A 24,513-nucleotide genomic window follows, 5' to 3' on the forward strand; every position below is an offset into this window, starting at 1 on the left:
TTTTAAAACAAACTGTGTTAAAATAACCTCGATTATTTTATTGAGGGGGAAGAAGATGTCGTTAACTTTTTACTGGTACCCTAAATGCGGAACGTGCCGCAAAGCGAAAAAATGGCTTGAAGAACACGGAAAAGAAATCAACGAAATACATATTGCAGAACAGCCTCCAAGCAAAGAGGAGCTAAAATCGCTTTATGAAAAAAGCGGGCTGGATTTAAAGAAATTCTTCAACACAAGCGGCATGAAATACCGTGAACTGAATCTGAAGGAAAAACTGTATCATATGTCAGAAGACGAACAGCTTGAACTGCTGGCTTCAGACGGAATGCTGATCAAGCGCCCGCTCACAACAGACGGCGAAAAAGTGACAGTCGGCTTTAAAGAAGATCAATTTGAAGAAAACTGGTCATGATGTAAATTTTTTTCGAAAAGTGTGGTATCTTCTTATTGTAGTGCTGTAAAAAATGGAGGGATTCAATTGAGCATACCTAAAGATTTGCGTTACTCAGAAGAACACGAGTGGGTAAAAGTTGAAGGAGAAAAAGCCAAAATCGGCATTACCCATTTTGCCCAATCCGAGCTCGGAGATATCGTGTTTGTTGAGCTTCCTGAAGTCGGCGCTGAAATTAAAGCGGACGAGCCTTTCGGAAGTGTAGAATCCGTAAAAACGGTATCTGAGCTTTACGCACCGATTAACGGAACTGTAGTGGAAGTAAACGAAGATCTTGATGACAGCCCGGAGTTCGTCAACGAATCTCCGTATGAAAAAGCATGGATGATCGTCGTTGAACCGTCTGATGCGTCTGAAATTGAAAAACTAATGACAGCAGAGCAATACGAAGAGATGACACAGCAAGACTAAAACCGGATAGCTGAGCAGGCAATTGGATACGCTAACGCTATGGGAGGTGTCCAATATGGCTTTCAGCAAACAAAAGCTCGATGTCACCAATGATGTGACAGGCCGCTTTCAAAATGGCCGGCTCTCGTTATATCATGAAGATGAGATGATCGGCCAAATGACAGGCATGAATGAATATGAGCTTAAGTCCGGTTTTACCTATGAAAATGAAAAGTTTTATAAGACAGCCGACGTGGTTTCAGGAGACGATCAGAAATATGTGGATTGTGACTACGAAAGCGGCTGGTGTTAATGTTGGCGGTGAATTTCACTGCCTTCTTTTACAATCTGAACGTTTCAAATTTGACGCGGCAGGTGAAGCAGATGAACATGGACGAGCTGGGAAAAGTCTTGATTGTTGAAGGGAAATCAGATAAAGAAAAGATTGAAAGCGTCCTGAATGAGCCAGTGCGCATTCTCTGCACAAACGGAACAATCAGCCAGCTGAAGCTGGAGGAATTGGCTGACGAGCTTTACGAGAAGGACGTCTATATTTTGGTTGATGCCGATGAATCGGGCGAGAAATTGAGAAAACAGCTGAAAAGGGAATTTAATGAAGCCTTCCATATACATATCGACAAAGCCTATAAGGAAGTCGCGGCGGCGCCCAGACACCATATAGCATCTGTATTGCTGAGCGCAAATCTGAATGTCCATACGATTTTTCTTGAAAGAAAGACCTGAGGTGTTATAGCATGAAAGAACTCCAAGAACAAGAACTTGAACACATTACTGATGATGTGTATCTCCTATATTTATATACTCCGTTTTGCGGGACCTGCCAGCTGGCAAGCAAAATGCTGACAGTCGTCGAAGAAATGCTTCCGTCTGTCGCCTTCTATAAAAATAATCTCAACTATTCACCGGCGTTTGCTAAAGCATATCAAATTGAAAGCGTCCCTTGTTTTCTGCTGTTTAAGGGCGGGAAAGTAATTGAAAGAGGGTATGCGTTTCATTCCGTTTCTTACTTATATGAGCTGATCAAACAAAAATCATCTTCTGCATCTCATTTATGACATTTTTCTCGGCGCATTCCAATGAAATTGTCGTTCGTTTTATAAAGGGGTTCTTGCGCTGAGGAGAGAAATGTGTATGTATGACCAACAAATAGGAGGTTGTACAAATGGAGAAAGCGGAAGTTTTAGAAGATGATTACCAGCATCTGTTTTTAAAACCCCTTTTGAACACTTCAACATTGCTCATTACCTTCCAAGGAGAAACAGAAGCCTTAACCGTCTCAATAAACGAACAAGGGGAAATGAAAAAGATTTCTCCGCCCCACACGTCCAACCTGACCTTTTATGGAAACCAAACAGAAATCATTGATCTTTTGCATGGAGACATTTCCCTTCAGCACCTGATCCAGAGCGGAAGCCTAAAGGTAAAGGGTTCATTCAGAGCGCTGTTAAAGCTGGAAGCCATTCTGTGGCTGACTAATGGTTTTTTTCAGAGGATTCTAAAGAATTGAAAAATAGTAAATTATTATAATAGTAAAAGTTGACATCATTTATTTTATTGACATTTTATCATTCGCCATGCTATTCTACATTAAGAATTTCCGGACGAAAAAGACTATATATTTCTCTTATCAAGAGAGGTGGAGGGAAGTGCCCTATGAAGCCCGGCAACCATCAACACTGTTGAAATGGTGCCAATTCACACGAAGCGTTCAGCTTTGAAAGATGAGAGAAAGGCGTTTTATATAAGCCTTTCTGCTCAAGTATGCAGAAAGGCTTTTCTTTTGCAGAAAAAACCGGAAGATTTCTTAGAATAGTGTTAAGGCAGGTGATCGCTTTGATCAATCTTCAGGATGTTTCAAAAGTGTATAAGTCGAAACATGGAGATGTCAATGCTGTCCAAAATGTCTCGCTTTCCATAAAAAAAGGTGAGATTTTTGGAATTATAGGATATAGCGGAGCTGGTAAAAGTTCCTTAATCCGTCTGCTGAACGGACTTGAGAAACCGAGCTCAGGAATCGTGGAAGTGGCGGGAACAAAGATTAATGAAGTAAACGGACGCAATTTAAGAAAAGCACGCCATGAAATCAGTATGATTTTCCAGCATTTCAATTTGCTCTGGTCGCGAACTGTCAGAGATAACATCCTGTTTCCTTTAGAAATTGCCGGGGTGAAAAAAAGCGAGCGGATCAAGCGTGCCAATGAACTGATTAAACTGGTAGGTTTAGAAGGAAAAGAAAAATCTTACCCATCCCAGCTGAGCGGAGGACAAAAGCAGCGGGTCGGAATCGCCAGAGCGCTCGCAAACAATCCGAAGGTTCTCCTTTGTGATGAAGCGACATCAGCTTTAGATCCGCAAACAACTGATTCAATCTTGGATCTTTTGTCCGATATTAATGAAAGACTCGGTTTGACGATTGTGCTGATCACACACGAAATGCATGTCATCCGCAAAATCTGCAACAGAGTCGCTGTCATGGAAAACGGAAAGGTTGTTGAAGAAGGAGAAGTTCTCGATGTCTTCAAGAATCCGAAGGAAGAAATGACAAAACGATTTGTCCAGCAGGTGACTGAGCCTGAAGAAACAAAAGAAACGCTTCAGCATCTTCTTGACGAAAAAGCGTCAGGAACAACGGTTCAGCTCACATTTGTCGGCGAAGCGGCTGAACAGCCTCTGATTACAGAGATGATCAGAAACTTCAATGTCAGTGTCAATATTCTGCAAGGGAAGATCTCGCAGACGAAGGACGGAGCATACGGTTCATTGTTCATCCATATTGACGGTGACGAGGAAGAAGTGCAAAACGTGATCCGGTTTATTAATGACAAACAGGTGAAAGCAGAGGTGATCACGAATGTTTGAAAAATACTTCCCGAACGTTGATGTAACTGAATTATGGAACGCGACATACGAGACGCTTTATATGACGCTGATCTCTTTGGTTTTTGCCTTTGTCATCGGGGTGATCCTCGGTCTGCTGCTCTTTCTCACAAGCAAAGGGAGCCTCTGGCAGAACAAAGCGGTCAACACTGTGATTGCGGCCATTGTCAATGTATTCAGGTCTATTCCGTTCCTCATTTTAATTATTTTATTACTAGGTTTTACGAAGTTTTTAGTCGGCACCATCTTAGGGCCGAACGCGGCACTGCCGGCGTTAGTCATCGGCTCAGCCCCGTTTTACGCGCGGCTTGCTGAAATTGCGCTGCGCGAAGTGGATAAAGGCGTCATCGAAGCTGCGAAATCAATGGGAGCCAAAACATCAACGATTATTTTCAAAGTGCTGCTTCCGGAATCCATGCCGGCCCTTATTTCTGGGATCACGGTTACGGCCATCGCTTTGATCGGCTCAACGGCAATTGCGGGCGCCATCGGTTCAGGAGGCCTTGGAAACCTTGCATATGTAGAAGGATATCAGTCTAATAATACTGATGTGACCTTCGTTGCTACTGTATTTATTTTAATCATCGTTTTCATTATTCAAATGATCGGTGATGTCATAACAAATATAATAGACAAACGATAAGGGAGGATTTACATTGAAAAAGCTATTTTTAGGTGCATTACTGCTTGTATTTGCAGGAGTTATGGCTGCCTGCGGTTCTAATAACGCTGAATCCGGCAAGAAAGAAATTGTTGTTGCAGCTACAAAAACACCGCATGCAGAAATTTTAAAAGAAGCTGAACCATTGTTAAAAGAAAAAGGCTACACACTGAAAGTGAAAGTGCTTAGTGATTACAAAATGTACAACAAAGCCTTAGCTGATAAAGAAGTGGATGCGAACTTCTTCCAGCACATTCCTTACCTTGAGCAAGAAATGAAAGAAAACAAAGATTATAAACTTGTGAATGCCGGCGCGATTCACTTAGAGCCATTCGGTATTTATTCTAAAAAATACAAATCATTAAAAGATCTTCCCGACGGTGCGACAATTATCCTGACAAATAACGTCGCTGAACAAGGCCGTATGCTTGCAATGCTTGAGAATGCAGGATTAATTACACTTGATTCCAAAGTGGAGACAGTCGATGCAACACTGAAAGACATTAAGAAAAACCCGAAAAACCTTCAGTTCAAAAAAGTAGCGCCTGAATTAACGGCAAAAGCATATGAAAACAAAGAAGGAGACGCGGCCTTCATCAATGTGAACTACGCGATCCAAAATAAATTAAATCCTAAAAAAGACGCGATTGAAGTGGAATCAACAAAAGATAACCCTTACGCCAATATCATTGCAGTGAGAGATGGCGAAGAGGATTCTGCAAAAATCAAAGCGCTGATGGAAGTTCTTCACTCTAAAAAGATCAAAGACTTCATCGATAAAAAATATGACGGAGCTGTGCTTCCTGTATCTGAATAAGACTGAAACCCCGGATGAGAAATCCGGGGTTCAATTATTGACAAAGCCCTAAAACGATATTCGTTTTAGGGCTTTGTCATCTTTTCGGCGTGATTGAAAACCCTTGAAGTCTAGGAAGACCGAGCATTGGAGCGGAGCGAATGCTATAATTCGTGAGCACCAACGCGCAGGTCTGACAACGAATGCGAGGGTTTGCTGACCCGCTGAAACCCCGGATAAGAAATCCGGGGTTTTTTGGGTATTTTCCTTAAAGCTGTTCATAATAAAAAGGAATGTTAAACAGATGGAGGGATTTTCTTTGAATCAAGATAGAGGAAGCATGCAGGACGCGCTAAAACAATATAAACAAAGTTTAGGCACATTTGAACAGAAGATGCCGATGATGGGAAGAAAGTTTAACGAATTTACCGAACAATGCTTTGCAGCTAATTCACTAACAGAAAGAGAAAAACAGCTGATTGCACTGGGGATCGCCATCAATGCTCAGGACGAATATTGCATGATCTATCACACAAAAGGCTGTCTTGACCAAGGAGCGACGGAAGAAAACATTCTTGAAGCTGTCAGTGTGGCGGCGGCATTCGGAGGCGGAGCTGCCCTAAGCCAAGGTGTGACAGTTGTCCAGCAGTGCATAGAGGAATTTGGAAACACTACGCATTAGAAGAAGGAATATTCCGAAAATCGATTCTCATTTCAACTCAAAGGGTCCTTTCGTCTCATCCGTTGTTATATCAAGCCATATCCATTTTGCAGCGCCGGTCGCAGAGCTGATACAATAGTAGTAAATAAATGAAGGGATTGATTCATTATTTGCAGCAGCCAGGACAGACTGGACCTCGATTATACGTCAGAAATGGAAAAAGCGATGCAGCTGTCGCATGGAATCGGGTACGAGGAATACGGACGCCGGCTGGATACAAGAATGGAAGTTGAGCGGCAGAGAGAGCTTGAATATAAAAAATGCAAGCGGTATTCTGCGGAGCTTAATGAGAAAATCGGTCTTTAAAAAAAGGGTGGGAATCCACTCTTTTTCTTTTTCAATTGCTTTAATAAAGTGCTGAACTTTGTTAAACTTGAGAAATGTGCAAGGCACGATAAAAAGTTGTATTTACTTTTCATTTGTTATAAAATTAGAATGAGAATAAAATGAGAATAATGATTATATATTTTTGGAGGTATAGATATGGCTGCTTCAACATTAACGATCAAAGATCTTCACGTTGAAATCGAAGGGAAAGAGATCTTAAAAGGGGTAAACCTTGAAATAAAAGGCGGAGAGTTCCACGCCGTAATGGGACCGAACGGTACTGGTAAATCAACTCTGTCAGCTGCTATTATGGGGCATCCTAAATATGAAGTCACGAAAGGCAGCATCACGCTTGACGGCAAAGATGTACTGGAAATGGAAGTGGACGAGCGTGCGCAGGCAGGTTTGTTCCTTGCAATGCAGTACCCAAGTGAAATCAGCGGTGTGACAAATGCCGACTTCCTTCGTTCTGCGATCAACGCGCGCAGAGAAGAAGGCGATGAAATTTCTCTTATGAAATTCATCCGCAAAATGGACGAAAACATGGAGTTCTTAGAAATGGACCCTGAAATGGCTCAGCGCTACCTCAACGAAGGATTCTCAGGCGGGGAGAAAAAACGCAACGAAATCCTTCAGCTGATGATGATTGAACCGAAAATCGCCATCCTTGATGAAATCGACTCAGGTCTTGATATTGACGCTCTGAAAGTTGTATCAAAAGGGATCAACAAAATGCGCAGCGAAAGCTTTGGCTGCCTGATGATCACTCACTATCAGCGTCTGTTAAACTACATCACTCCTGATGTGGTTCACGTTATGATGCAAGGCCGCGTTGTAAAATCCGGCGGTGCAGAGCTTGCACAGCGTCTTGAAGCAGAAGGTTATGACTGGATCAAAAAAGAACTTGGCATTGAAGACGAAACTGTAGGCCAAGAAGCGTAAGCGTTAGGGGGATTAATATGACACTAGATACAAAACTATCCGTAGATCAGGAGTATCTCAAAAGCTTTTCCGAAAAGCATCAAGAACCTGCCTGGCTGAAAAACCTGCGCTTACAGGCTCTTGAACAAGCTGAGGATCTGCCGATGCCGAAGCCTGACAAAACAAAAATCACAAACTGGAACTTCACGAACTTCGCGAAGCATACAGTTGATAATGAGCCGCTTTCTTCATTAGAAGATTTGACTGATGAAGCAAAAGCGCTGATCGATGTCGAAAACGAAGATAAAACGTTATATGTACAGCGTGATCAGACGCCTGCATACCTTTCTCTTTCTCAGGAATTGAAAGACAAAGGCGTCATCTTTACTGATATTTTGACTGCTGCCCGCGAGCACAGCGACTTAGTGGAGAAATACTTTATGAAAGACGGCGTGAAGGTTGATGAGCATAAATTAACTGCACTTCACGCAGCTCTTGTTAACGGAGGGGCATTCCTCTATGTTCCGAAAAATGTTCAGGTGGAGACGCCGGTTCAGGCTGTTTATGTCCACGAAAGCAACGATACAGCTCTATTCAACCACGTATTGATTGTGGCGGAAGACCATAGCTCAGTAACGTATGTAGAAAACTACATCAGCACGGTCAACCCGAAAGATGCTGTATTCAATATTATCAGTGAGGTTATCACAGGTGATAATGCCAGTGTGACATACGGTGCGGTGGATACTCTGTCTTCCGGCGTGACAACTTATGTCAATCGCCGCGGTGCTGCGCGCGGACGCGACAGCAAAATCGAGTGGGCTCTCGGCCTCATGAACGATGGCGACACCATTTCCGAAAACACAACAAACCTTTACGGTGACGGCACTTACGGCGACACGAAAACGGTTGTTGTCGGAAGAGGAGAGCAAACAGAAAACTTCACGACACAAATCATTCATTTCGGTAAAGCTTCTGAAGGATATATCTTGAAGCACGGTGTGATGAAGGATTCCGCTTCTTCTATCTTTAACGGAATCGGCAAAATCGAACATGGCGCTTCTAAAGCGAATGCGGAACAGGAATCCCGTGTGCTGATGCTCAGCGAAAAAGCGCGCGGAGACGCAAACCCTATTCTTTTAATTGACGAAGACGATGTAACTGCAGGACATGCGGCATCTGTCGGCCGTGTGGACCCTATTCAGCTTTACTACCTGATGAGCCGCGGGATTGCGAAAGAAGAAGCAGAACGCTTAATCATCTATGGATTCCTTGCGCCGGTAGTTAACGAACTTCCGATTGAAGGCGTTAAGAAACAATTGGTTTCTGTAATCGAAAGGAAAGTGAAATAATGAATATCACAGATATTCGTGAACAGTTCCCGATCCTTCATCAGCAAGTGAACGGACATGATCTCGTTTATCTCGACAGCGCGGCGACTTCCCAGAAGCCGCGTGCTGTCATTGAAACACTGGATAAGTATTATAACCAATACAATTCCAATGTTCACCGGGGCGTCCATACGCTTGGAACCAGAGCGACAGACGGTTATGAAGGAGCGCGTGAAAAAGTCCGCAAGTTTATTAACGCGAAGTCAATGGCTGAGATTATTTTCACAAAAGGCACGACCACATCACTGAACATGGTGGCGCTAAGCTATGCGCGCGCCAACCTCAAACCGGGTGATGAAGTGGTCATCACCTATATGGAGCATCATGCGAATATCATTCCGTGGCAGCAGGCTGTCAAAGCGACTGGCGCCACATTAAAATATATTCCGCTGCAGGAAGACGGCACGATTTCATTAGATGACGTCAGAGCAACGGTCACAAGCAATACAAAGATTGTTGCGGTATCTCATGTGTCTAACGTTCTCGGCACGATCAACCCGATAAAAGAAATGGCGAAAATCGCTCATGACAATGGTGCTGTCATTGTGGTGGACGGTGCACAAAGCGCGCCCCACATGAAAATTGACGTGCAGGATCTCGATTGCGACTTCTTTGCGCTTTCTTCCCACAAAATGTGCGGCCCTACCGGAGTAGGTGTGCTGTACGGAAAGAAAGCCCTGCTGGAAAACATGGAGCCTGCCGAATTCGGCGGTGAAATGATCGACTTTGTCGGGCTTTATGAATCAACTTGGAAAGAGCTTCCGTGGAAATTCGAAGCGGGTACTCCGATTATTGCTGGAGCAATCGGTCTCGGTGCCGCAATTGATTTTCTCGAAGAAATCGGTCTTGATGAGATTTCCCGCCACGAGCACAAGCTTGCAGCTTATGCGCTTGAACGCTTCCGTCAGCTTGACGGCGTGACGGTTTACGGACCGGAAGAGCGTGCCGGGCTGATCACATTTAACCTTGATGATGTTCATCCGCACGATGTGGCAACCGTACTTGATGCGGAAGGGATTGCTGTCAGAGCGGGTCACCATTGCGCCCAGCCGCTGATGAAATGGCTGGATGTAACTGCTACTGCGAGAGCAAGCTTTTATCTGTATAATACAGAGGAAGAGATTGATAAGCTTGTGGAAGCTCTTCAAAAGACAAAGGAGTATTTTACAAATGTCTTTTAATGCAAACTTAGATACATTGTACAGACAAGTGATTATGGATCATTACAAAAACCCTCGCAACAAAGGGGTTTTGAATGACAGCATCGTCGTGGATATGAACAATCCGACATGCGGCGACCGTATCAGACTGACAATGAAGCTTGACGGAGACATCGTGGAAGATGCGAAATTTGAAGGGGAAGGCTGTTCCATTTCAATGGCATCCGCTTCGATGATGACTCAGGCGATTAAAGGGAAAGATATTGAAACAGCCCTTTCCATGTCTAAGATTTTCTCAGATATGATGCAAGGGAAAGAATATGATGATTCTATAGATCTGGGTGATATTGAAGCCCTTCAAGGCGTTTCAAAATTCCCGGCCCGTATTAAATGTGCAACCCTGTCATGGAAGGCACTTGAAAAAGGAGTCGCTAAAGAAGAGGGCGGCAATTAAAAGGATTGGAGTGAAAATGGATGGCTAAAAAAATGCCTGATATTGGTGAATACAAATATGGTTTTCACGACAAGGACGTTTCCATTTTCCGTTCAGAGCGCGGATTGACAAAAGAAATCGTAGAAGAAATTTCTCGCATGAAAGAAGAGCCTCAATGGATGCTTGATTTCCGCTTGAAATCACTTGAACATTTCTACAACATGCCAATGCCACAATGGGGCGGAGATCTAAACTCACTGAACTTTGACGAAATTACGTACTACGTAAAACCGTCTGAGCGTTCAGAGCGTTCTTGGGATGAAGTTCCTGAAGAAATTAAGCAAACATTCGACAAGCTCGGGATTCCTGAAGCTGAACAAAAATACCTTGCGGGTGTTTCTGCTCAGTACGAATCAGAGGTTGTATACCACAACATGAAAGAAGATCTTGAAGCGCAAGGCATCGTCTTTAAAGATACAGACAGCGCGCTGAAAGAAAATGAAGATATTTTCCGTGAGCACTGGGCAAAAGTGATTCCGCCGACTGATAACAAGTTTGCGGCGCTGAACTCAGCTGTTTGGTCCGGCGGATCTTTCATCTATGTGCCAAAAGGCGTGAAGGTTGAGACACCGCTTCAAGCTTACTTCCGTATCAACTCTGAAAACATGGGTCAGTTCGAACGTACACTGATCATCGTTGACGAAGAAGCAAGCGTGCATTACGTTGAGGGCTGTACGGCACCTGTTTACACAACAAACTCTCTTCACAGTGCGGTTGTTGAAATCATCGTGAAAAAAGGCGGCTACTGCCGTTATACAACGATCCAAAACTGGGCGAACAACGTTTACAACCTTGTAACGAAGCGTACGATCTGTGAAGAAAACGCAACGATGGAATGGATCGACGGCAACATCGGTTCTAAACTGACAATGAAATATCCTGCTTGTATCCTAAAAGGCGAAGGCGCGCGCGGTATGACGCTTTCTATCGCTCTTGCGGGTAAAGGCCAGCATCAGGATGCGGGTGCGAAAATGATTCACCTTGCACCAAACACATCATCCACAATCGTATCAAAATCGATCTCTAAACAAGGCGGGAAAGTAACCTACCGCGGAATTGTCCACTTCGGACGTAAAGCGGAAGGCGCCCGTTCCAACATCGAGTGTGATACGCTCATTATGGATAACAAATCAACATCAGATACAATTCCTTACAATGAAATCTTAAATGATAACATTTCATTGGAGCACGAAGCGAAAGTGTCTAAAGTATCTGAAGAACAGCTCTTCTACTTGATGAGCCGCGGTATTTCCGAAGAAGAAGCGACTGAAATGATCGTAATGGGCTTCATCGAGCCATTCACAAAAGAGCTTCCAATGGAATACGCAGTTGAAATGAACCGTTTGATTAAATTCGAAATGGAAGGTTCAATCGGTTAATATCGAGAAAACCTTTATATATTGCGGGTTTGAGGGATTTTATATCGTGCCAACTTGGTGGCGTGCCAAATTCGTGCCAAGTTGACCTTATCTTTTAGTGTAGGAGGCGAACTTTTGAAGTTCGTCTTCTTCTATTTTTTCTGTGATATCTAGATAAGTGTCCGCTGTTGTTTTGATGGTTTTATGCTCCAAGCGATGTAATTTTTAAAATTGCTTCAAGCTGAACAAAGGTTCATTCCTTTACATTTGCTTTTTTATCCTCAAGCCGATTTTTCACAACTTCATCAAAAAGCATATTGCGATCATTTATTGTTTGTCCATAATATTTTCTTTCTTCAACTTTTGCTGCTTCTATTGCTGCTTCCTTTTTTGTAAGGCTTACTAATTTTCCATCCTTGTGTACCTCTGCCTGCCATTTTCCACTGGCTAACTTTCTGAAGTTTGCCATGACGCCTTTTCCCCTTTCAATCCTTTAAAGCAATTTCGATAAGGCCCTTAATTTTGATTTTTCTTCTGTTGTCAGAAGCCTGTCCTTAAAAAATAGTGGATCATTAGAATCTAATAAATGATCAAGTTTCAATCGTTCGTCTCTAACTCGTAGCATGACCGTTGTTCAAACTTTTCAGGTAATTTCTGTATATGCTCAATAATATCTTCTGTTATTTCACCTTGCATAGTTATATTTAAATTCATATATCCTGCTGCTTTCATCAAACCCTCGTATGGAACTTCTAAGCTTTTTTAATACTTCAATTGATGGTTAATCACGTTTCCCACCTTTTTATTAACACAAAATAGTCTAGGATATGATGTTAAACCACCTTATTATTCATTTTTATCCATATAATGGTGAAATCCAAAAAATACGGCTTGTTTTAAGTGAACAAAGCTACATCAATCATCAATAATTCAGTTTTAACAATCAGCACACCTGTCATGAGGAGACAGTCATATTGCTGACGAAAATATGATAGTTGAACCCTTGGAATCGCTTATGGTGTGATTTCAAGGGTTTTGTTTGTTTTGTGGGATTTGAGATTAATCATGAGTAATTTGGTTTTAGCGGTTTGATGTCGTTTGTGGAAACAAAATAACGTTGAATAGGGGATACATTTTTGCAATGATGGTTTAACAAGTTGGTGCGGAAGAGTGAAGAAACAAGGATATAAAATAGTTTCAGCAGGCATTTTTTAAAGTAATAATGAAATATATAAATATTTCATATTATCATTGACGAAGCAAACTCGATGTGTTTTAATATGTAATATATAAATATTTCAAAAAATAATTTCTGTGATTAGGGGCGATTTATTTGGAGAAAAGAAAATTAAATGAATTCGTAACATTCGTTCCTGGTATTAATCCAACAAGAGCACAAAAGCAGTTTGAAACTCAAAAAATAAATTATTATGACCAAGCGTCTTTTGAAGCTGATTATAATCGTGAGGACGTAGCAGTTGAAGAAGAGGCAAAACCTTTATTTCAAAATAACCTATCGTTAAATGAAGGTGATGTTGTTATCAGTAACTCATTACAGCTAGCAACAATTGTCGGTAAAAATAATGTTGGTAAAGTGTTGTCTCTAAACTTTACCAAAATAGAGTTTGATATCGAACGACTTGATGAGGGATATTTTCTTTATTTGTTTAATGCTTACAAAGATGTAAAGCGACAAAAAGAAAGGGAGTTACAGGGGAGTGGCCCTATTCTAAGAATTCCGCTTCGTGCTCTTGGGGAAATTATCATTCCTGTTGCTCCGATCGAGGAACAGAAGAAAATAGGCGCTATATACGTAGAAACACTGAAGCTACAAAATAAGTTAAACATATATGCGGACTTGATTGAGCAGTTTTCGAGCTCAATAATAGAAGAAACATTAAAGGGGAAATAATCAAATGAAAAGTCAATCGGAATTAGAATTTGAAAATGAAGTTATCGATTATTTGACCAAAATCGGTGGAGTAAAACAATGGGAATACAAAAAGGACATCAAAACAACCGAACAACTCTGGGATAACTTTAAAGTAATCCTAGAACAAAACAATAGCGCTCGTTTAGATGAACCCTTGTCTGTCACTGAATTTAACCAGGTGAAGAAAATCATCACTAGTATCGAATCACCTTACCATGCCGGACAGTTTTTGTATGGCGTTAATGGTGTTTCTGAAATTGAAGTCGACCTTGACAATGGTAAGCATGTGTTTTTGACCGTATTCGACCAAGCTCAAGTGGGCGGAGGGAACACTGTTTATCAAGTGGTGAATCAAATTAAACGGCCAAAAGTAGTTGATGGTAAGCCGAATCGCAGGTTTGACGTGACATTGCTTATTAATGGTTTGCCGATTATTCAAATCGAATTAAAGAAAGCACTTCACAGCGCTACAGAATCTTTAAATCAGATGGAACAGTATATTGCTGAAAAACAATTAAGCGGTATCTTTTCAACTTTGCAGATTTTAATCGCGATGACACCGTTTGATATACGTTATATGGCAAATACCCCACTTCAAAACTTTAACCGAGCTTTTGCTTTCAACTGGCAAAACGAAGATGATGCTCGTCCTATTCGTTCATGGAGGACGTTTGCGGATAAGGTGTTGTCCATTCCAATGGCTCATGATTTGGCAACACGCTACATGGTACTTGATGGTACAAAAAACAAAGAAAGTATTAAAGTCATGCGTCCTTATCAAGTCTATGCCACAAAGCGTGTGCTTGATAAAGTTAGAAAGTTTGACTTTAGCTATGATGATGGTAAATTAGGATACATTTGGCACACAACAGGCTCAGGTAAAACAATCACAAGTTTTAAGACAGCGTGGCTTGCAAGCCGTTTATCTAATGTAGATAAAGTTATCTTCTTGGTTGACCGGATCGCGCTTACCAACCAAACAGCTGATGCTTATAAAGCCTATGATCCTGTTGCTGGTTTTGAAGGAAAAACTGGTGTGGTGGGTGACACAGCCAATATCTCAGACCTTCATCGCAAACTAACGAAGAAAAGCGACAAGAACATCATTGTGACAAGTATCCAAAAAATGTCGCGTTATGTAGCGCGGGACAGCTTCAAGCCACTTAATGAAAATATTCTTTTTATCGTGGATGAAGCCCACCGATCAACTGGTAATGGTACCGAAAATGAAGGGATGCTTGAAACGATTCGAAAAGCAATTCCTAATTCTGCTTGGATTGGTTATACTGGTACACCAAAATTCCCGGAAACACGAGAAATCTTTGGAGAACTATTACATGCATATACCATTAAAGAAGCGATTGCGGATAAAAATGTCTTAGGGTTTAACGTTGAATTTAAGGAAACAATCGAGGCTCCCGAAGATCCTACCGAAGATGATATTGATGATAATGTTCGTGGAAGTGTTTACGACTATAGTCCAGAACATGTGAAGTTAGTAGTGAAAGACATCTTTGATAATTGGAAGAAACGTTCAAATGATCGCAAATATAATGCCTTATTTACAGTCCATGTAGGAGGTAACAAAGCAAGTACACCAAGAGCGATGGAATACTTCGATAAGTTTGCGGAAGAGAATGCGAATCGTCCAGCAGATAAACGATTAAAAGTTGCGGTGAGTTTCTCGGCAGATACATCCAATAGTATTCATCAACTGAAAACGAACGAAAACTTACACAGAGCCATCAAAGCCTATAACGCAATGTTTGGCACAGCTTTTGATATGACGACAGTTAAAGCCTACACAGAAGACTTAGCACGACGTTTGAACAAGACAGCTGATGATGGCAACTATTTAGATTTGGTCATTGTTGTGGATCAACTTTTGACCGGTTTTGATGCTCCTGAGATGAATACGCTCTATATTGACCGAACACTTAAAGGTGGGAACTTGATTCAGGCATACTCACGTACAAATCGAATACATAACGTTGTCGATAAGCCTTGGGGAAATGTCGTGAATTATCGTTGGCCGGAGCAAAACGAGTATGAAATGAATAAGGCTTTTGCTATTTATTCAAATCGTGCATCTGCCGACGAACAACTTTCACTTGAAGAATTGAAGAAAGGCAACGAAGAGTCTGGTATCACTTCCAAACCATTTAGCAAGGTCCAAGCTGAGATGCAAGAAGTCATCAAGAAGCTTTCCACACTCACAGACGATTTTATACAATTACCACCAAGTGAAAAAGCACAGGATGAAGTCTTTGAGAATCTGAAAGAGTATAATCGTTTATTGAGTCAGTTGAAACAATATACCGTAGATGATGACCAAAATCCTATTTCTGCCTATGATAATCCTGAAGAGTTCTATGAACGTTTAGGTATTACTGAAGAGCAGGAAGTCATTTTAACAACTGTCATTGCTGGTGAGTTGAAAGAACGACGTGCGAAGCGAGAAGACATTGATATTTCGCAGGTTAATCTCTCTATGGTTCATATTCACGATGTGACCATCAACTATGATTTTTTGATTGATTTGATCGCCCGGATGGCTGACGAAGTTCATGCGAACGAAATGTCGAAAGCGGAAAGTACACGTGATGAAATCCAAGTTGAAATCGCCAAGTCTGACAATGAAAAAGAAAAATCTAAGGTGAGTCATTTTGTATCTAAGATTTTCTCAAAAGAGTTTGAATTTGATCATTATCCAGCACCTCGAAGTGTTGAAAAAATGAACCAAGCTATGGATAAAGCACAAAAGGATACGAATATCCGACTTGTAACGAATTTCATCCGTACTTGGGGGCTTGATAATAGCACAAAGCCTAAAGAACTTGAAAACTTGATTAAGAAACACCGATTAGGTCAAGAGGATATGGATAAACAAGGGGAGTTAACCGCAATTATGAATGACGCAAGAGCTGATTATAAAGAAATTGCAGCTGAAAAGATTGCAGAATTAACTTGGGTGCGATACCGAATTGAATTTCGTAAGGCATTTTACGAAATGGCTGACGAAATTAAGAAGGGAGAATAGTCAAGTGATAAAATTATGCAGACTACAAAAAGGAGATCAGAAATGAGCGATAAAATAACAAATTCACCCCAATTTAGATTCGCAGGATATACTGACGCTTGGGAACAACGTAAGTTGGGAGAGGTTTACACGGAAAGAAACGAAAGAGGTAATAATTCTTTACCAATTCTTTCGGTTTCAATTCATCACGGTATTTCAAAAGGTGAATTAGACAGCAGTTCATTGGGTAAGGTAGTTCGCAGAAGTGAAGATAAATCCTTGTATAAAAGTGTGCACTCCGGCGATCTAGTATTCAACATGATGCGTGCCTGGCAAGGAGCAATCGGCGTAGCAAAAATAGAAGGAATGGTAAGCCCTGCCTATATTACAGCCATTCCTAATGAAAAATTATTTCCGCCATTTATGAATTATTGCTTACGGCGACATGAAATAATTAACCAGATAAATAATTTTTCTTATGGAGTCACGGATTTCAGAAAAAGGCTGTATTGGGATTCGTTTTCCAAAGTTTCGTGTTTTATTCCTTCTGTTCCTGAACAAATCAAAATCAATTTGTTCTTCAATCACCTCGACAACCTCATCACCCTTCATCAGCGTAAGTTAGAACTGTTGAAAGATATGAAAAAAGGCCTGCTTCAAAAAATGTTTCCGAAAGATGGAGCCAATGTTCCTGAAATTCGCTTTGTAGGATTTACTGATGCTTGGGAACAGCGTGAGGTCGGAGAATTCCTTGAAGAAAGCAAAATTAAAGGTTCGGATGGATCAGTTGCAAAAAAATTAACAGTTAAGCTTTGGAGAAAAGGAATAGTTCTAAAAGAAGAAATATATAAAGGAAGCATAGCCACTCAATATTACATTAGAAAATCAGGACAATTTATGTACGGGAAATTAGATTTTTTAAATCAAGCATTTGGTATTGTCCCAGATGAATTAGACGGCTACGAATCAACATTAGACTCTCCAGCATTTGATTTTAAAAATGATTTAAATCCTAATTTCTTTTTAGAATATGTAGCTTTAGAACGATTTTATAAATATCAAGGAAATATAGCTAATGGGTCTAGAAAAGCAAAACGTATTCATGTAGAGACTTTTTTTAGAATGCCAATACCTATTCCTAGTTATGAAGAACAACAAAAAATAGGTTCATTTTTCAAACAACTAGACGATACCATTACGCTTCATCAGCATGAGTTAAATTCGCTGAAAGATTTAAAGAAATCACTGCTTCAAAAAATGTTTGTATAAGAAAAGGAGATTATATAAATGAGTAATGCAAAAGATATTACATCAAAACTATGGGGAATGGCTAACAAACTGCGTGGGACAATGGATGCAAGTGAGTATAAGAACTATATTTTACCATTTATGTTCTATCGCTACTTATCGGAAAATCAGGATGAATACTTAAAAATCAATGGTTTGGAAGAGTTCTACGAAGTGACAGATGACACTGAAAAAGAAGACTACCTTGAAGAAATCAGCAAGGGTATCGGATATGCGATTGACCCAGCTTACACTTGGGACAAAATCGTATCAAAAATCGAAAATCACAAAATCAAAGCTAGTGACTTTCAAGATATGTTTGACTCATTCAATACAAATGCCAAACGTAACGCAGTCGCAGAAGCGGACTTTGCTAATGTATTTTCAGATGTTAATCTTGGGGACACACGTCTTGGCTCAAGTACAAACGAACGTGCAAAGGCTTTGAATGATATCGTGTTGATGATTAACGAGTTTACTTTCAAAGACGATTCAGGCCGTGACATTTTGGGTGACGTTTACGAGTATTTGATTGGGCAATTTGCTGCCAATGCTGGTAAAAAAGGCGGGGAATTTTATACACCTCATGAAGTTAGTCAAATCCTGGCAAAAATTGCAACTGATGATGCAGATGGTACTGGCGGTCAATTCCGTGTTTATGACCCTACAATGGGCTCGGGTTCACTTCTTTTAACAGTCCAAAAAGAATTACCAAATGGTGATGAAGAAGGAAGTGTTGAGTTTTACGGGCAAGAGTTGAATACGACGACTTATAACTTAGCTCGCATGAACTTGATGATGCATGGTGTTAACTATCGCAATATGGAGTTGAAACGCGCAGACACACTTGATGCTGACTGGCCATTCGCTGAAAAAGATGGCACACAAATTCCTTTGAAGTTTGACGCCGTCGTATCAAACCCCCCATATTCCCATAAATGGGATACAAAAGACGTTGATCGAGAAAAAGATACACGTTTCAAGGGTTATGGTGTAGCACCTGCATCTAAAGCAGATTATGCTTTTGTTCTTCATGGACTGTACCATTTAGATAAAGCAGGAACAATGGCTATCGTGTTGCCGCATGGGGTACTATTCCGAGGTGCCTCTGAAGGTAAAATCCGCAAAAATATCATAGACAATAATCTATTAGATACTGTTATTGGATTGCCAGCTAACTTGTTCTACGGCACAAGCATCCCAACCTGTGTGCTGGTATTCAAAGGTCGTGAAGTTCGCAAGAGTAAAGATATTTTGTTTATCGATGCTTCAAATGAGTTTAAAAAAGGAAAGAACCAAAACAAACTCTCTCCTGAAAACATCGACAAAATTATTGAAACTTACCGTAACCGTAAAGACGTTGAGAAATATGCTCATGTGGCATCTTTGGATGAAATCAAAGAAAATGATTACAATTTGAACATTCCACGGTATGTGGACACGTTTGAAGAAGAAGAAGTTATTCCACTTTCACAAGTGGCTCAAGAGTTGACAGAAGTAAAAGCTGATATTACGAATTCATATGATAAATTGTTTGAACTTTTGAACGAGTTGAATGGGACAACCGATGAAGCCAAAGAAGAACTGAGTAAATTTATCAGTCTTTTAGGTAAATAATAGTGTTAGAAAAGAGCTAAGGAGGATTTAAACCTTGGCTCTTTTCACAAACACTTGGGAACAGCGTAAGTTGGGGGACTTAGCTGATATTGTATACGGCTTCAGCACATGCCAAATTCGTACGATACTCATGCCAACTTGATATTATAATCCATTTTAAACCATTTGAAGAAATGGCTATATATCAAAGGTTTAAGCGGTTTTGTTGTAAATCAGTCCATCCCATTTCGAGCAAATTTAATCAAGTTCGAAATGGAAGGTTCAATCGGTTAATTTTTTATAAAATGGACGTGACTGGTTTTCAGTTGCGTCCTTTTTGTATGCAGAAGAAAACCGCAGGCCGAGGGGCCCGCGGTTTCTACTCTTCATTCTCCTGATTGATGACTTGCTTTACATTGTTGCCATTGTGATATCCATTGTTCATCTCTCGTAATTGCGTATAGGCCATGTCGAATTCCTCTTTTGACATCTGCTTTGCGGCTAATGCAGAGCATAAAATGGCAAAGGCAATCGGCATTGTGTCAATGTGAATATCAATATGGACTTCCGAATTGCCGCTGTTTTCAATAACAGAGCCATTTTTGGGCATTTCCGCAGCATGTCTGTTGATAGGAATGATATTCTCGTTCATTACTCTTCTCCGTCTTGAGACTGTGCCTGTGCCTGATCCTGATCTGTATTCACGTTGACTACGACTTTTGCATTGCCGCTGTTTTCAACTTTAGCAACTGATACATTGCGCTTTTGGTTTTCTTCATTTTCATGACGATTTTCGCTCATGGTATCATCCTTTCTCTATTGATAGTGACAGGATATTCAATAGGAGAGTGAAGAGATTGGACGAACTTCGCGGTTTTTCCACATTGGGGCTAAAGGTCGAAGGAAAGCACTCTATTTGGTAAAATGAATAGATATTATAAAAGAAAAGGTGTTTGCATATGAAGTCTTACATCATCGTCGGCGCAGGCATACTAGGTGCGTCGACGGCTTATCATCTCGCAAAATCAGGAGCCCGGGTTACGGTGATTGACCGGAATGAACCGGGACAAGCGACTGACGCGGCGGCGGGAATCGTCTGTCCTTGGCTGTCGCAGCGCCGCAATCAGGATTGGTATCAGCTCGCTAAGGGCGGAGCGCGATATTATAATGGTTTAATCAAGCAACTGGAAGAGGACGGAGAAACAGACACCGGATACAAGCGTGTCGGTGCGATCAGCATTCACACTGATGCAGTGAAGCTCGATAAGATGGAGGAGCGGGCGTATAAGAGACGCGAGGATGCGCCGGAAATCGGTGACATCACTCGTTTGTCCGCAAGTGAAACGAAAAAGCTGTTTCCCATTTTAGCTGATGGCTATGAATCGGTTCATATCAGCGGCGCCGCTCGTGTGAACGGGAGGGCGCTATGCCGGTCGCTTTTAAACGCTGCCGAGAAACATGGTGCAGTCATTGTAAAAGGAAACGCGTCCTTGCTTTTTGGGAACGGAAGAGTCACCGGTGTCCAAACAGACAAGCAGCAGTTTGAGGCTGATAATGTGATCGTGACTGGAGGGGCATGGGCCAATGAATTGATGAAGCCTCTGGGCATTCATTTTCAAGTGTCCTTTCAGAAGGCGCAGATTATGCATTTTGAAATCTCTGGCGCAGATACCGGATCGTGGCCGGTGGTGATGCCGCCGAATGACCAGTATATTCTGTCCTTTGATGACGGCAGAATTGTAGCAGGCGCCACCCATGAAAATGAGGCCGATCTTAAAGACCTGCGTGTGACAGCAGGGGGACAGCATGAAGTCTTGAGCAAAGCACTTGCCGCAGCGCCGGGGCTTGCTGACAGCACAGTCATTGAAACAAGAGTGGGCTTCAGACCGTTTACACCGGGGTTTCTGCCAGTGGTGGGTGCCGTGCCGAATGTTCAAGGACTTTACGCCGCTAACGGTTTAGGCGCGTCGGGACTAACGATGGGACCGTTTCTCGGTTCAGAGCTCTCAAAGCTAGTTCTCGGACAGCCGACAGAAATAGACCTTAGCCCTTATGATCTTGCCGGAGCGCTTGCATAATAATGAAAGGCATGACAAACAAATATAATAAAGCTGTTCTAGCTTTTCTTTCCTGTCTGTGTTAGCATTTATCTTTAATGAAAAAGAGGACGTGAACTGATTTTGATAAAAATTGATATACCAGCACCGAATGTGACGATCACCGAACGGCAGCAGTCAGCCAATCATAACGAACCGAAAATAAAGGCGATTCACGGGTTCATTGACTTTCACCAGATACCCAGGGATAAAGGCGGCATCTTCATGTTTTACAACATTCACGATGAGCTGCTGTTTGTCGGTAAAGCCAGAAAGTTAAGACAGAGAATTAAAAAGCATTTTGAAGACACTGTCTCACCGATCAAAAATCACAGAGACGAAGTTTATAAAATTGAAGTATGTGTAGTTGAAGATCCAATGGAAAGAGAAATTTACGAAACCTATATCATCAATACACAGCACTCGAAGTATAATATAGACAAGGTATTTTTTAAATAAGAAGTCAGTCTGCGGATTGAGCAGTGAAGCCAGAGCTTGTGTTAAGTTCTGGCTTTTTGATTTGGCATTTTTCTACACGCAGATCCTTTGTCTATCATCCGATTAAATTGTTGAGAAATTTCAGAAAATGATATTGACAATCCAAGCTGCGGACTTTAATATAACAATATATAATGTTATATAACGTTATATAATAAAAACGAGGAGTGAAGGATTTGAGTCAGGTCACAGCAAAAGTTAATCGTGAGGTTCAAGCTTTCTTGCAGGATTTGAAAGGAAAAACCATCGACCATGTATTCTTTGTCGCATGCGGAGGGTCTTCGGCCATTATGTATCCGAGTAAATATGTGTTTGACAGGGAGTCAAAATCAATCAGCTCTGACCTTTACAGCTCTAATGAATTTATTCAGCGAAACCCTGTTCAGCTTGGTGAAAAGTCTCTTGTCATTTTGTGCTCGCATTCGGGAAATACCCCGGAAACGGTAAAAGCCGCTGCATTTGCGAGAAGCAAAGGCGCGCTTACGATTGCAATGACGTATAAGCCGGAGTCTCCTTTAGCACAGGAAGCGCAATATGTCGCCCAATATGACTGGGGTGATGAGGCGCAGGCGATCAATACGAACTATGGCGTTCTATATCAAATCGTTTTCGGCGCTTTGCAGGTATTAGAAAACAATACGACATTTGAACAAGCAATAGAAGGTTTAGATCAATTGCAGGCTGTGTATGATGAAGCCCTTAAGCAAGAAGCAGACAACGCACAGCAATTTGCAAAAGCACATGAAAAAGAAAGCATCATTTATACTATGGCAAGCGGTGCAAACTACGGTGTCGCTTACTCCTACAGCATCTGCATTCTCATGGAAATGCAATGGATTCATTCCCACGCCATTCATGCCGGAGAATATTTTCACGGACCGTTTGAAATTATTGATGAATCCGTGCCGTTTATCATCCTGCTCGGTTTAGATGAAACAAGGCCTCTTGAAGAGCGGGCGCTTACCTTCTCGAAAAAATATGGCAAAAAGCTGACTGTGCTCGATGCCGCATCTTACGACTTCACTGCAATTGACGATTCAGTAAAAGGCTACCTTGCTCCGCTTGTTCTTAACCGTGTGCTGAGAAGCTATGCGGACGCTTTGGCAGAAGCAAGAAATCATCCTTTATCTCATAGAAGATACATGTGGAAAGTTGAGTATTGATCTGAAAAAGAGGAACCATTATGCATTAGACTATAATGTTATATAACATTATAGTCTAATGTCCAGAGGAGGCCAACCCTTTGAAGAAAATGTTTTTATTTTTGATCATTGCAGCTGTCAGTATGCTCACCATTGCGGGCTGTTCGAGCCAGAGCAGTTCAGCGGATGGAAAGGTGACATTGAAATTTTTCCACAGATGGCCGAAGGAGCCGGAAAAAAGGTATTTTGAAGAGGTTGTAAAGGAATTTGAAAAAGAGCATCCGGATATCGACATTCAAACTGAAGCGGTTTTGAATGACTCCTATAAAGATAAAATTAAAGTTATGCTGGGAACCAGCAGCCCTCCTGATATTTACTTCTCATGGAGTGACGAGTTTGCTTTTAAATTTATCAGAGGAAATAAAGCACTTGATCTCTCGTCCTACTACAAAGATGATACAGATTGGTCATCGCAGCTCGTTCAATCGCAAGTTACACCATTTACGTATGAAAACAAACAATATGGCGTGCCGTGGCAAATGGACGCTAAATCATTTTTCTATAATAAAGATATTTTTAAAAAGCTCAATTTAGAGCCCCCGGCGACTTGGGATGAGCTCATCGATGTCTCCAAGAAGCTGAAAGAAAATGGCTATACGCCGATCAGTTTCGGAACAAAAGCACCTTGGACAATCTCACATTATATCGGCACGCTGAATCAGCGGATGGTCGATGAAAAAACAAGAGAAAAGGATTATAACGCCAAAACGGGTGAATTTACCGATGAAGGCTATGTGAAAGCACTTGAAAAGCTGCAGGAACTGATGCCGTACTTCAATAAACATGTAAATTCCGTCGACCATGAATATGTGAGACAGCAATTTAAGAGCGGAAAGTCGGCGATGATATATGCGGAAACGGCTGAAATCAAACTGGTTGAGCCAGTGAATCTAGGGATGTTCTCATTCCCTGAAATCAGCGGGCAAAAAGGATCTTCAGAAGCGTTAACGGGGGCGCCTGAAGGATTTATGATTTCTTCGAAAACAAAACATCCGAAGGAAGCAGTGGAATTTTTGCAATTTCTGACGTCGAAAAAAATGGGTGAAAAGCTCGTTAAAGACGTTGGCAAATACAGTGCGGTGCAAGGAACGGCAACCGAAGAAAATTCTACAGCCATTCAGCGTGAAGCCGTTCAGCATATCGTAGATGCCAAATCAATGGTTCCGTGGTTCGATATGGATGTTGATGTTGAAATCGCAGATGTGTACTTAACAAGCGTCCAGCAAATGCTTGGCGGCGACATGACACCGGAGCAGGTCATGAAAGCTGTCCAAAAAGCAGCCAAGCAAGTGAAGGCGTCAGCTGAATAAATCAA

General features: G+C 41.5%; 27 protein-coding genes and 1 riboswitch. Of the genes, 24 read left to right on the plus strand and 3 right to left on the minus strand.

Annotated features, from left to right (window positions below; translation table 11 throughout):
• The first annotated feature begins 55 nt into the window (after nt 1-55).
• The 16 genes from ACQVGS_RS04625 to sufB all read left to right on the plus strand — a co-directional run bounded on the left by ACQVGS_RS04625 (nt 56) and on the right by sufB (nt 11,588).
• On the plus strand, nt 56-412 hold the full coding sequence (locus ACQVGS_RS04625; RefSeq protein WP_024122775.1) for an arsenate reductase family protein: 357 nt from the start codon (nt 56-58) through the stop codon (nt 410-412).
• A 66-nt stretch (nt 413-478) separates the two neighbouring features.
• Nucleotides 479-862 carry a glycine cleavage system protein GcvH gene (gene gcvH / locus ACQVGS_RS04630; RefSeq protein ID WP_010331800.1) on the plus strand — a complete coding sequence of 128 codons (384 nt, stop codon included), beginning with the start codon at nt 479-481 and terminating at the stop codon, nt 860-862.
• 55 nt (nt 863-917) lie between these two features.
• Nucleotides 918-1,154, plus strand: a complete 237-nt coding sequence (locus tag ACQVGS_RS04635; protein ID WP_010331799.1) for a YusG family protein — start codon at nt 918-920, stop codon at nt 1,152-1,154.
• A gap of 77 nt (nt 1,155-1,231) precedes the next feature.
• Complete coding sequence (locus ACQVGS_RS04640) at nt 1,232-1,585, plus strand: toprim domain-containing protein (RefSeq protein ID WP_255002628.1); 354 nt, start codon at nt 1,232-1,234, stop codon at nt 1,583-1,585.
• 11 nt (nt 1,586-1,596) lie between these two features.
• The gene (locus tag ACQVGS_RS04645) at nt 1,597-1,917 is read left to right on the plus strand and encodes a thioredoxin family protein (protein WP_024122773.1); all 321 of its coding nucleotides are present in this window, start codon (nt 1,597-1,599) and stop codon (nt 1,915-1,917) included.
• A 107-nt stretch (nt 1,918-2,024) separates the two neighbouring features.
• Complete coding sequence (locus ACQVGS_RS04650; RefSeq protein ID WP_024122772.1) at nt 2,025-2,369, plus strand: SCP2 sterol-binding domain-containing protein; 345 nt, start codon at nt 2,025-2,027, stop codon at nt 2,367-2,369.
• Between the two features lie 114 nt (nt 2,370-2,483).
• Nucleotides 2,484-2,590, plus strand: a riboswitch (SAM riboswitch).
• 105 nt (nt 2,591-2,695) lie between these two features.
• Nucleotides 2,696-3,721: a methionine ABC transporter ATP-binding protein MetN gene (gene metN / locus ACQVGS_RS04655; RefSeq protein WP_105991683.1), complete on the plus strand. Its 1,026-nt coding sequence runs from the start codon at nt 2,696-2,698 to the stop codon at nt 3,719-3,721.
• Nucleotides 3,714-4,382, plus strand: coding sequence for a methionine ABC transporter permease MetP (gene metP, locus ACQVGS_RS04660; RefSeq protein WP_010331792.1), 669 nt, complete (start codon nt 3,714-3,716; stop codon nt 4,380-4,382). Before metN ends, metP begins: the two co-directional genes overlap by 8 nt.
• A 13-nt stretch (nt 4,383-4,395) precedes the next feature.
• Nucleotides 4,396-5,217 carry a methionine ABC transporter substrate-binding lipoprotein MetQ gene (gene metQ, locus ACQVGS_RS04665; RefSeq protein WP_095714027.1) on the plus strand — a complete coding sequence of 274 codons (822 nt, stop codon included), beginning with the start codon at nt 4,396-4,398 and terminating at the stop codon, nt 5,215-5,217.
• 283 nt (nt 5,218-5,500) lie between these two features.
• The gene (locus ACQVGS_RS04670) at nt 5,501-5,878 is read left to right on the plus strand and encodes a carboxymuconolactone decarboxylase family protein (protein WP_038954281.1); all 378 of its coding nucleotides are present in this window, start codon (nt 5,501-5,503) and stop codon (nt 5,876-5,878) included.
• 192 nt (nt 5,879-6,070) lie between these two features.
• Entirely contained in the window at nt 6,071-6,223 is a 153-nt protein-coding gene (locus ACQVGS_RS04675) for a YuzK family famiily protein (protein WP_010331789.1), read from the plus strand.
• Nucleotides 6,224-6,400: 177 nt separating this feature from the next.
• Nucleotides 6,401-7,186 (plus strand): Fe-S cluster assembly ATPase SufC, encoded by a 786-nt coding sequence (gene sufC / locus ACQVGS_RS04680; RefSeq protein WP_010331788.1) that lies wholly within the window; start codon nt 6,401-6,403, stop codon nt 7,184-7,186.
• A gap of 17 nt (nt 7,187-7,203) precedes the next feature.
• The gene (gene sufD / locus ACQVGS_RS04685; RefSeq protein WP_491831076.1) at nt 7,204-8,517 is read left to right on the plus strand and encodes a Fe-S cluster assembly protein SufD; all 1,314 of its coding nucleotides are present in this window, start codon (nt 7,204-7,206) and stop codon (nt 8,515-8,517) included.
• Entirely contained in the window at nt 8,517-9,737 is a 1,221-nt protein-coding gene (gene sufS, locus ACQVGS_RS04690; protein WP_095714025.1) for a cysteine desulfurase SufS, read from the plus strand. The genes sufD and sufS overlap by 1 nt, the downstream gene beginning before the upstream one ends.
• Complete coding sequence (gene sufU, locus ACQVGS_RS04695; protein WP_003222809.1) at nt 9,727-10,170, plus strand: Fe-S cluster assembly sulfur transfer protein SufU; 444 nt, start codon at nt 9,727-9,729, stop codon at nt 10,168-10,170. The genes sufS and sufU overlap by 11 nt, the downstream gene beginning before the upstream one ends.
• 20 nt (nt 10,171-10,190) lie before the next feature.
• Nucleotides 10,191-11,588, plus strand: a complete 1,398-nt coding sequence (sufB, locus tag ACQVGS_RS04700) for a Fe-S cluster assembly protein SufB (RefSeq protein WP_024713611.1) — start codon at nt 10,191-10,193, stop codon at nt 11,586-11,588.
• A 232-nt stretch (nt 11,589-11,820) separates the two neighbouring features.
• On the opposite strand, the gene ACQVGS_RS04705 is transcribed toward sufB, so the two are convergent.
• The gene (locus tag ACQVGS_RS04705; protein WP_240671123.1) at nt 11,821-12,036 is read right to left on the minus strand and encodes a hypothetical protein; all 216 of its coding nucleotides are present in this window, start codon (nt 12,034-12,036) and stop codon (nt 11,821-11,823) included.
• Between the two features lie 864 nt (nt 12,037-12,900).
• Here ACQVGS_RS04705 and ACQVGS_RS04710 point away from each other — a divergent pair.
• From ACQVGS_RS04710 to ACQVGS_RS04725, 4 genes are read left to right on the plus strand one after another with little or no spacing between them, the layout of a single operon-like run.
• A complete protein-coding gene (locus ACQVGS_RS04710; protein ID WP_127696496.1) occupies nt 12,901-13,479 on the plus strand; it encodes a restriction endonuclease subunit S in 579 nt (192 codons plus the stop codon).
• A gap of 4 nt (nt 13,480-13,483) precedes the next feature.
• Nucleotides 13,484-16,540: a type I restriction endonuclease subunit R gene (locus tag ACQVGS_RS04715; protein ID WP_127696497.1), complete on the plus strand. Its 3,057-nt coding sequence runs from the start codon at nt 13,484-13,486 to the stop codon at nt 16,538-16,540.
• Between the two features lie 42 nt (nt 16,541-16,582).
• Nucleotides 16,583-17,788: a restriction endonuclease subunit S gene (locus ACQVGS_RS04720; RefSeq protein ID WP_127696498.1), complete on the plus strand. Its 1,206-nt coding sequence runs from the start codon at nt 16,583-16,585 to the stop codon at nt 17,786-17,788.
• Between the two features lie 18 nt (nt 17,789-17,806).
• Complete coding sequence (locus ACQVGS_RS04725; RefSeq protein WP_127696499.1) at nt 17,807-19,423, plus strand: type I restriction-modification system subunit M; 1,617 nt, start codon at nt 17,807-17,809, stop codon at nt 19,421-19,423.
• Nucleotides 19,424-19,781: 358 nt separating this feature from the next.
• Here ACQVGS_RS04725 and ACQVGS_RS04730 read toward each other — a convergent pair whose 3' ends face one another.
• Both ACQVGS_RS04730 and ACQVGS_RS04735 read right to left on the minus strand, forming a co-directional pair.
• Entirely contained in the window at nt 19,782-20,054 is a 273-nt protein-coding gene (locus ACQVGS_RS04730) for a hypothetical protein (protein WP_127696500.1), read from the minus strand.
• The gene (locus ACQVGS_RS04735; RefSeq protein WP_003240873.1) at nt 20,054-20,203 is read right to left on the minus strand and encodes a hypothetical protein; all 150 of its coding nucleotides are present in this window, start codon (nt 20,201-20,203) and stop codon (nt 20,054-20,056) included. The genes ACQVGS_RS04730 and ACQVGS_RS04735 overlap by 1 nt, the downstream gene beginning before the upstream one ends.
• 158 nt (nt 20,204-20,361) lie before the next feature.
• On the opposite strand from ACQVGS_RS04735, the gene ACQVGS_RS04740 reads away from it, so the two are divergent.
• The 4 genes from ACQVGS_RS04740 to ACQVGS_RS04755 all read left to right on the plus strand — a co-directional run bounded on the left by ACQVGS_RS04740 (nt 20,362) and on the right by ACQVGS_RS04755 (nt 24,508).
• Nucleotides 20,362-21,480, plus strand: a complete 1,119-nt coding sequence (locus ACQVGS_RS04740; RefSeq protein ID WP_487446331.1) for an NAD(P)/FAD-dependent oxidoreductase — start codon at nt 20,362-20,364, stop codon at nt 21,478-21,480.
• A gap of 102 nt (nt 21,481-21,582) precedes the next feature.
• The gene (locus tag ACQVGS_RS04745; RefSeq protein ID WP_024122762.1) at nt 21,583-21,957 is read left to right on the plus strand and encodes a nucleotide excision repair endonuclease; all 375 of its coding nucleotides are present in this window, start codon (nt 21,583-21,585) and stop codon (nt 21,955-21,957) included.
• Nucleotides 21,958-22,172: 215 nt separating this feature from the next.
• Entirely contained in the window at nt 22,173-23,159 is a 987-nt protein-coding gene (gene frlB, locus ACQVGS_RS04750; RefSeq protein ID WP_263463687.1) for a fructosamine deglycase FrlB, read from the plus strand.
• 80 nt (nt 23,160-23,239) lie between these two features.
• Complete coding sequence (locus ACQVGS_RS04755) at nt 23,240-24,508, plus strand: ABC transporter substrate-binding protein (RefSeq protein ID WP_024122760.1); 1,269 nt, start codon at nt 23,240-23,242, stop codon at nt 24,506-24,508.
• The last annotated feature ends 5 nt before the right edge of the window (nt 24,509-24,513 follow it).

It is taken from the genome of Bacillus sp. SD127, assembly GCF_058566445.1.

What these genes read in the sequence shown, in the direction of transcription:
- ACQVGS_RS04735 (WP_003240873.1), bottom strand. Translation starts at nt 20,203, where the DNA reads ATGAGCGAAAATCGTCATGAAAATGAAGAAAACCAAAAGCGCAATGTA.
- sufS (WP_095714025.1), top strand. Translation starts at nt 8,517, where the DNA reads ATGAATATCACAGATATTCGTGAACAGTTCCCGATCCTTCATCAGCAA.
- sufU (WP_003222809.1), top strand. Translation starts at nt 9,727, where the DNA reads ATGTCTTTTAATGCAAACTTAGATACATTGTACAGACAAGTGATTATG.
- ACQVGS_RS04670 (WP_038954281.1), top strand. Translation starts at nt 5,501, where the DNA reads ATGGAGGGATTTTCTTTGAATCAAGATAGAGGAAGCATGCAGGACGCG.
- ACQVGS_RS04635 (WP_010331799.1), top strand. Translation starts at nt 918, where the DNA reads ATGGCTTTCAGCAAACAAAAGCTCGATGTCACCAATGATGTGACAGGC.
- ACQVGS_RS04705 (WP_240671123.1), bottom strand. Translation starts at nt 12,036, where the DNA reads ATGGCAAACTTCAGAAAGTTAGCCAGTGGAAAATGGCAGGCAGAGGTA.
- ACQVGS_RS04720 (WP_127696498.1), top strand. Translation starts at nt 16,583, where the DNA reads ATGAGCGATAAAATAACAAATTCACCCCAATTTAGATTCGCAGGATAT.
- ACQVGS_RS04645 (WP_024122773.1), top strand. Translation starts at nt 1,597, where the DNA reads ATGAAAGAACTCCAAGAACAAGAACTTGAACACATTACTGATGATGTG.
- ACQVGS_RS04715 (WP_127696497.1), top strand. Translation starts at nt 13,484, where the DNA reads ATGAAAAGTCAATCGGAATTAGAATTTGAAAATGAAGTTATCGATTAT.
- sufC (WP_010331788.1), top strand. Translation starts at nt 6,401, where the DNA reads ATGGCTGCTTCAACATTAACGATCAAAGATCTTCACGTTGAAATCGAA.
- ACQVGS_RS04740 (WP_487446331.1), top strand. Translation starts at nt 20,362, where the DNA reads ATGAAGTCTTACATCATCGTCGGCGCAGGCATACTAGGTGCGTCGACG.
- ACQVGS_RS04640 (WP_255002628.1), top strand. Translation starts at nt 1,232, where the DNA reads ATGGACGAGCTGGGAAAAGTCTTGATTGTTGAAGGGAAATCAGATAAA.
- ACQVGS_RS04675 (WP_010331789.1), top strand. Translation starts at nt 6,071, where the DNA reads ATGGAAAAAGCGATGCAGCTGTCGCATGGAATCGGGTACGAGGAATAC.
- ACQVGS_RS04650 (WP_024122772.1), top strand. Translation starts at nt 2,025, where the DNA reads ATGGAGAAAGCGGAAGTTTTAGAAGATGATTACCAGCATCTGTTTTTA.
- sufD (WP_491831076.1), top strand. Translation starts at nt 7,204, where the DNA reads ATGACACTAGATACAAAACTATCCGTAGATCAGGAGTATCTCAAAAGC.
- ACQVGS_RS04625 (WP_024122775.1), top strand. Translation starts at nt 56, where the DNA reads ATGTCGTTAACTTTTTACTGGTACCCTAAATGCGGAACGTGCCGCAAA.
- ACQVGS_RS04730 (WP_127696500.1), bottom strand. Translation starts at nt 20,054, where the DNA reads ATGAACGAGAATATCATTCCTATCAACAGACATGCTGCGGAAATGCCC.
- metP (WP_010331792.1), top strand. Translation starts at nt 3,714, where the DNA reads ATGTTTGAAAAATACTTCCCGAACGTTGATGTAACTGAATTATGGAAC.
- sufB (WP_024713611.1), top strand. Translation starts at nt 10,191, where the DNA reads ATGGCTAAAAAAATGCCTGATATTGGTGAATACAAATATGGTTTTCAC.
- ACQVGS_RS04725 (WP_127696499.1), top strand. Translation starts at nt 17,807, where the DNA reads ATGAGTAATGCAAAAGATATTACATCAAAACTATGGGGAATGGCTAAC.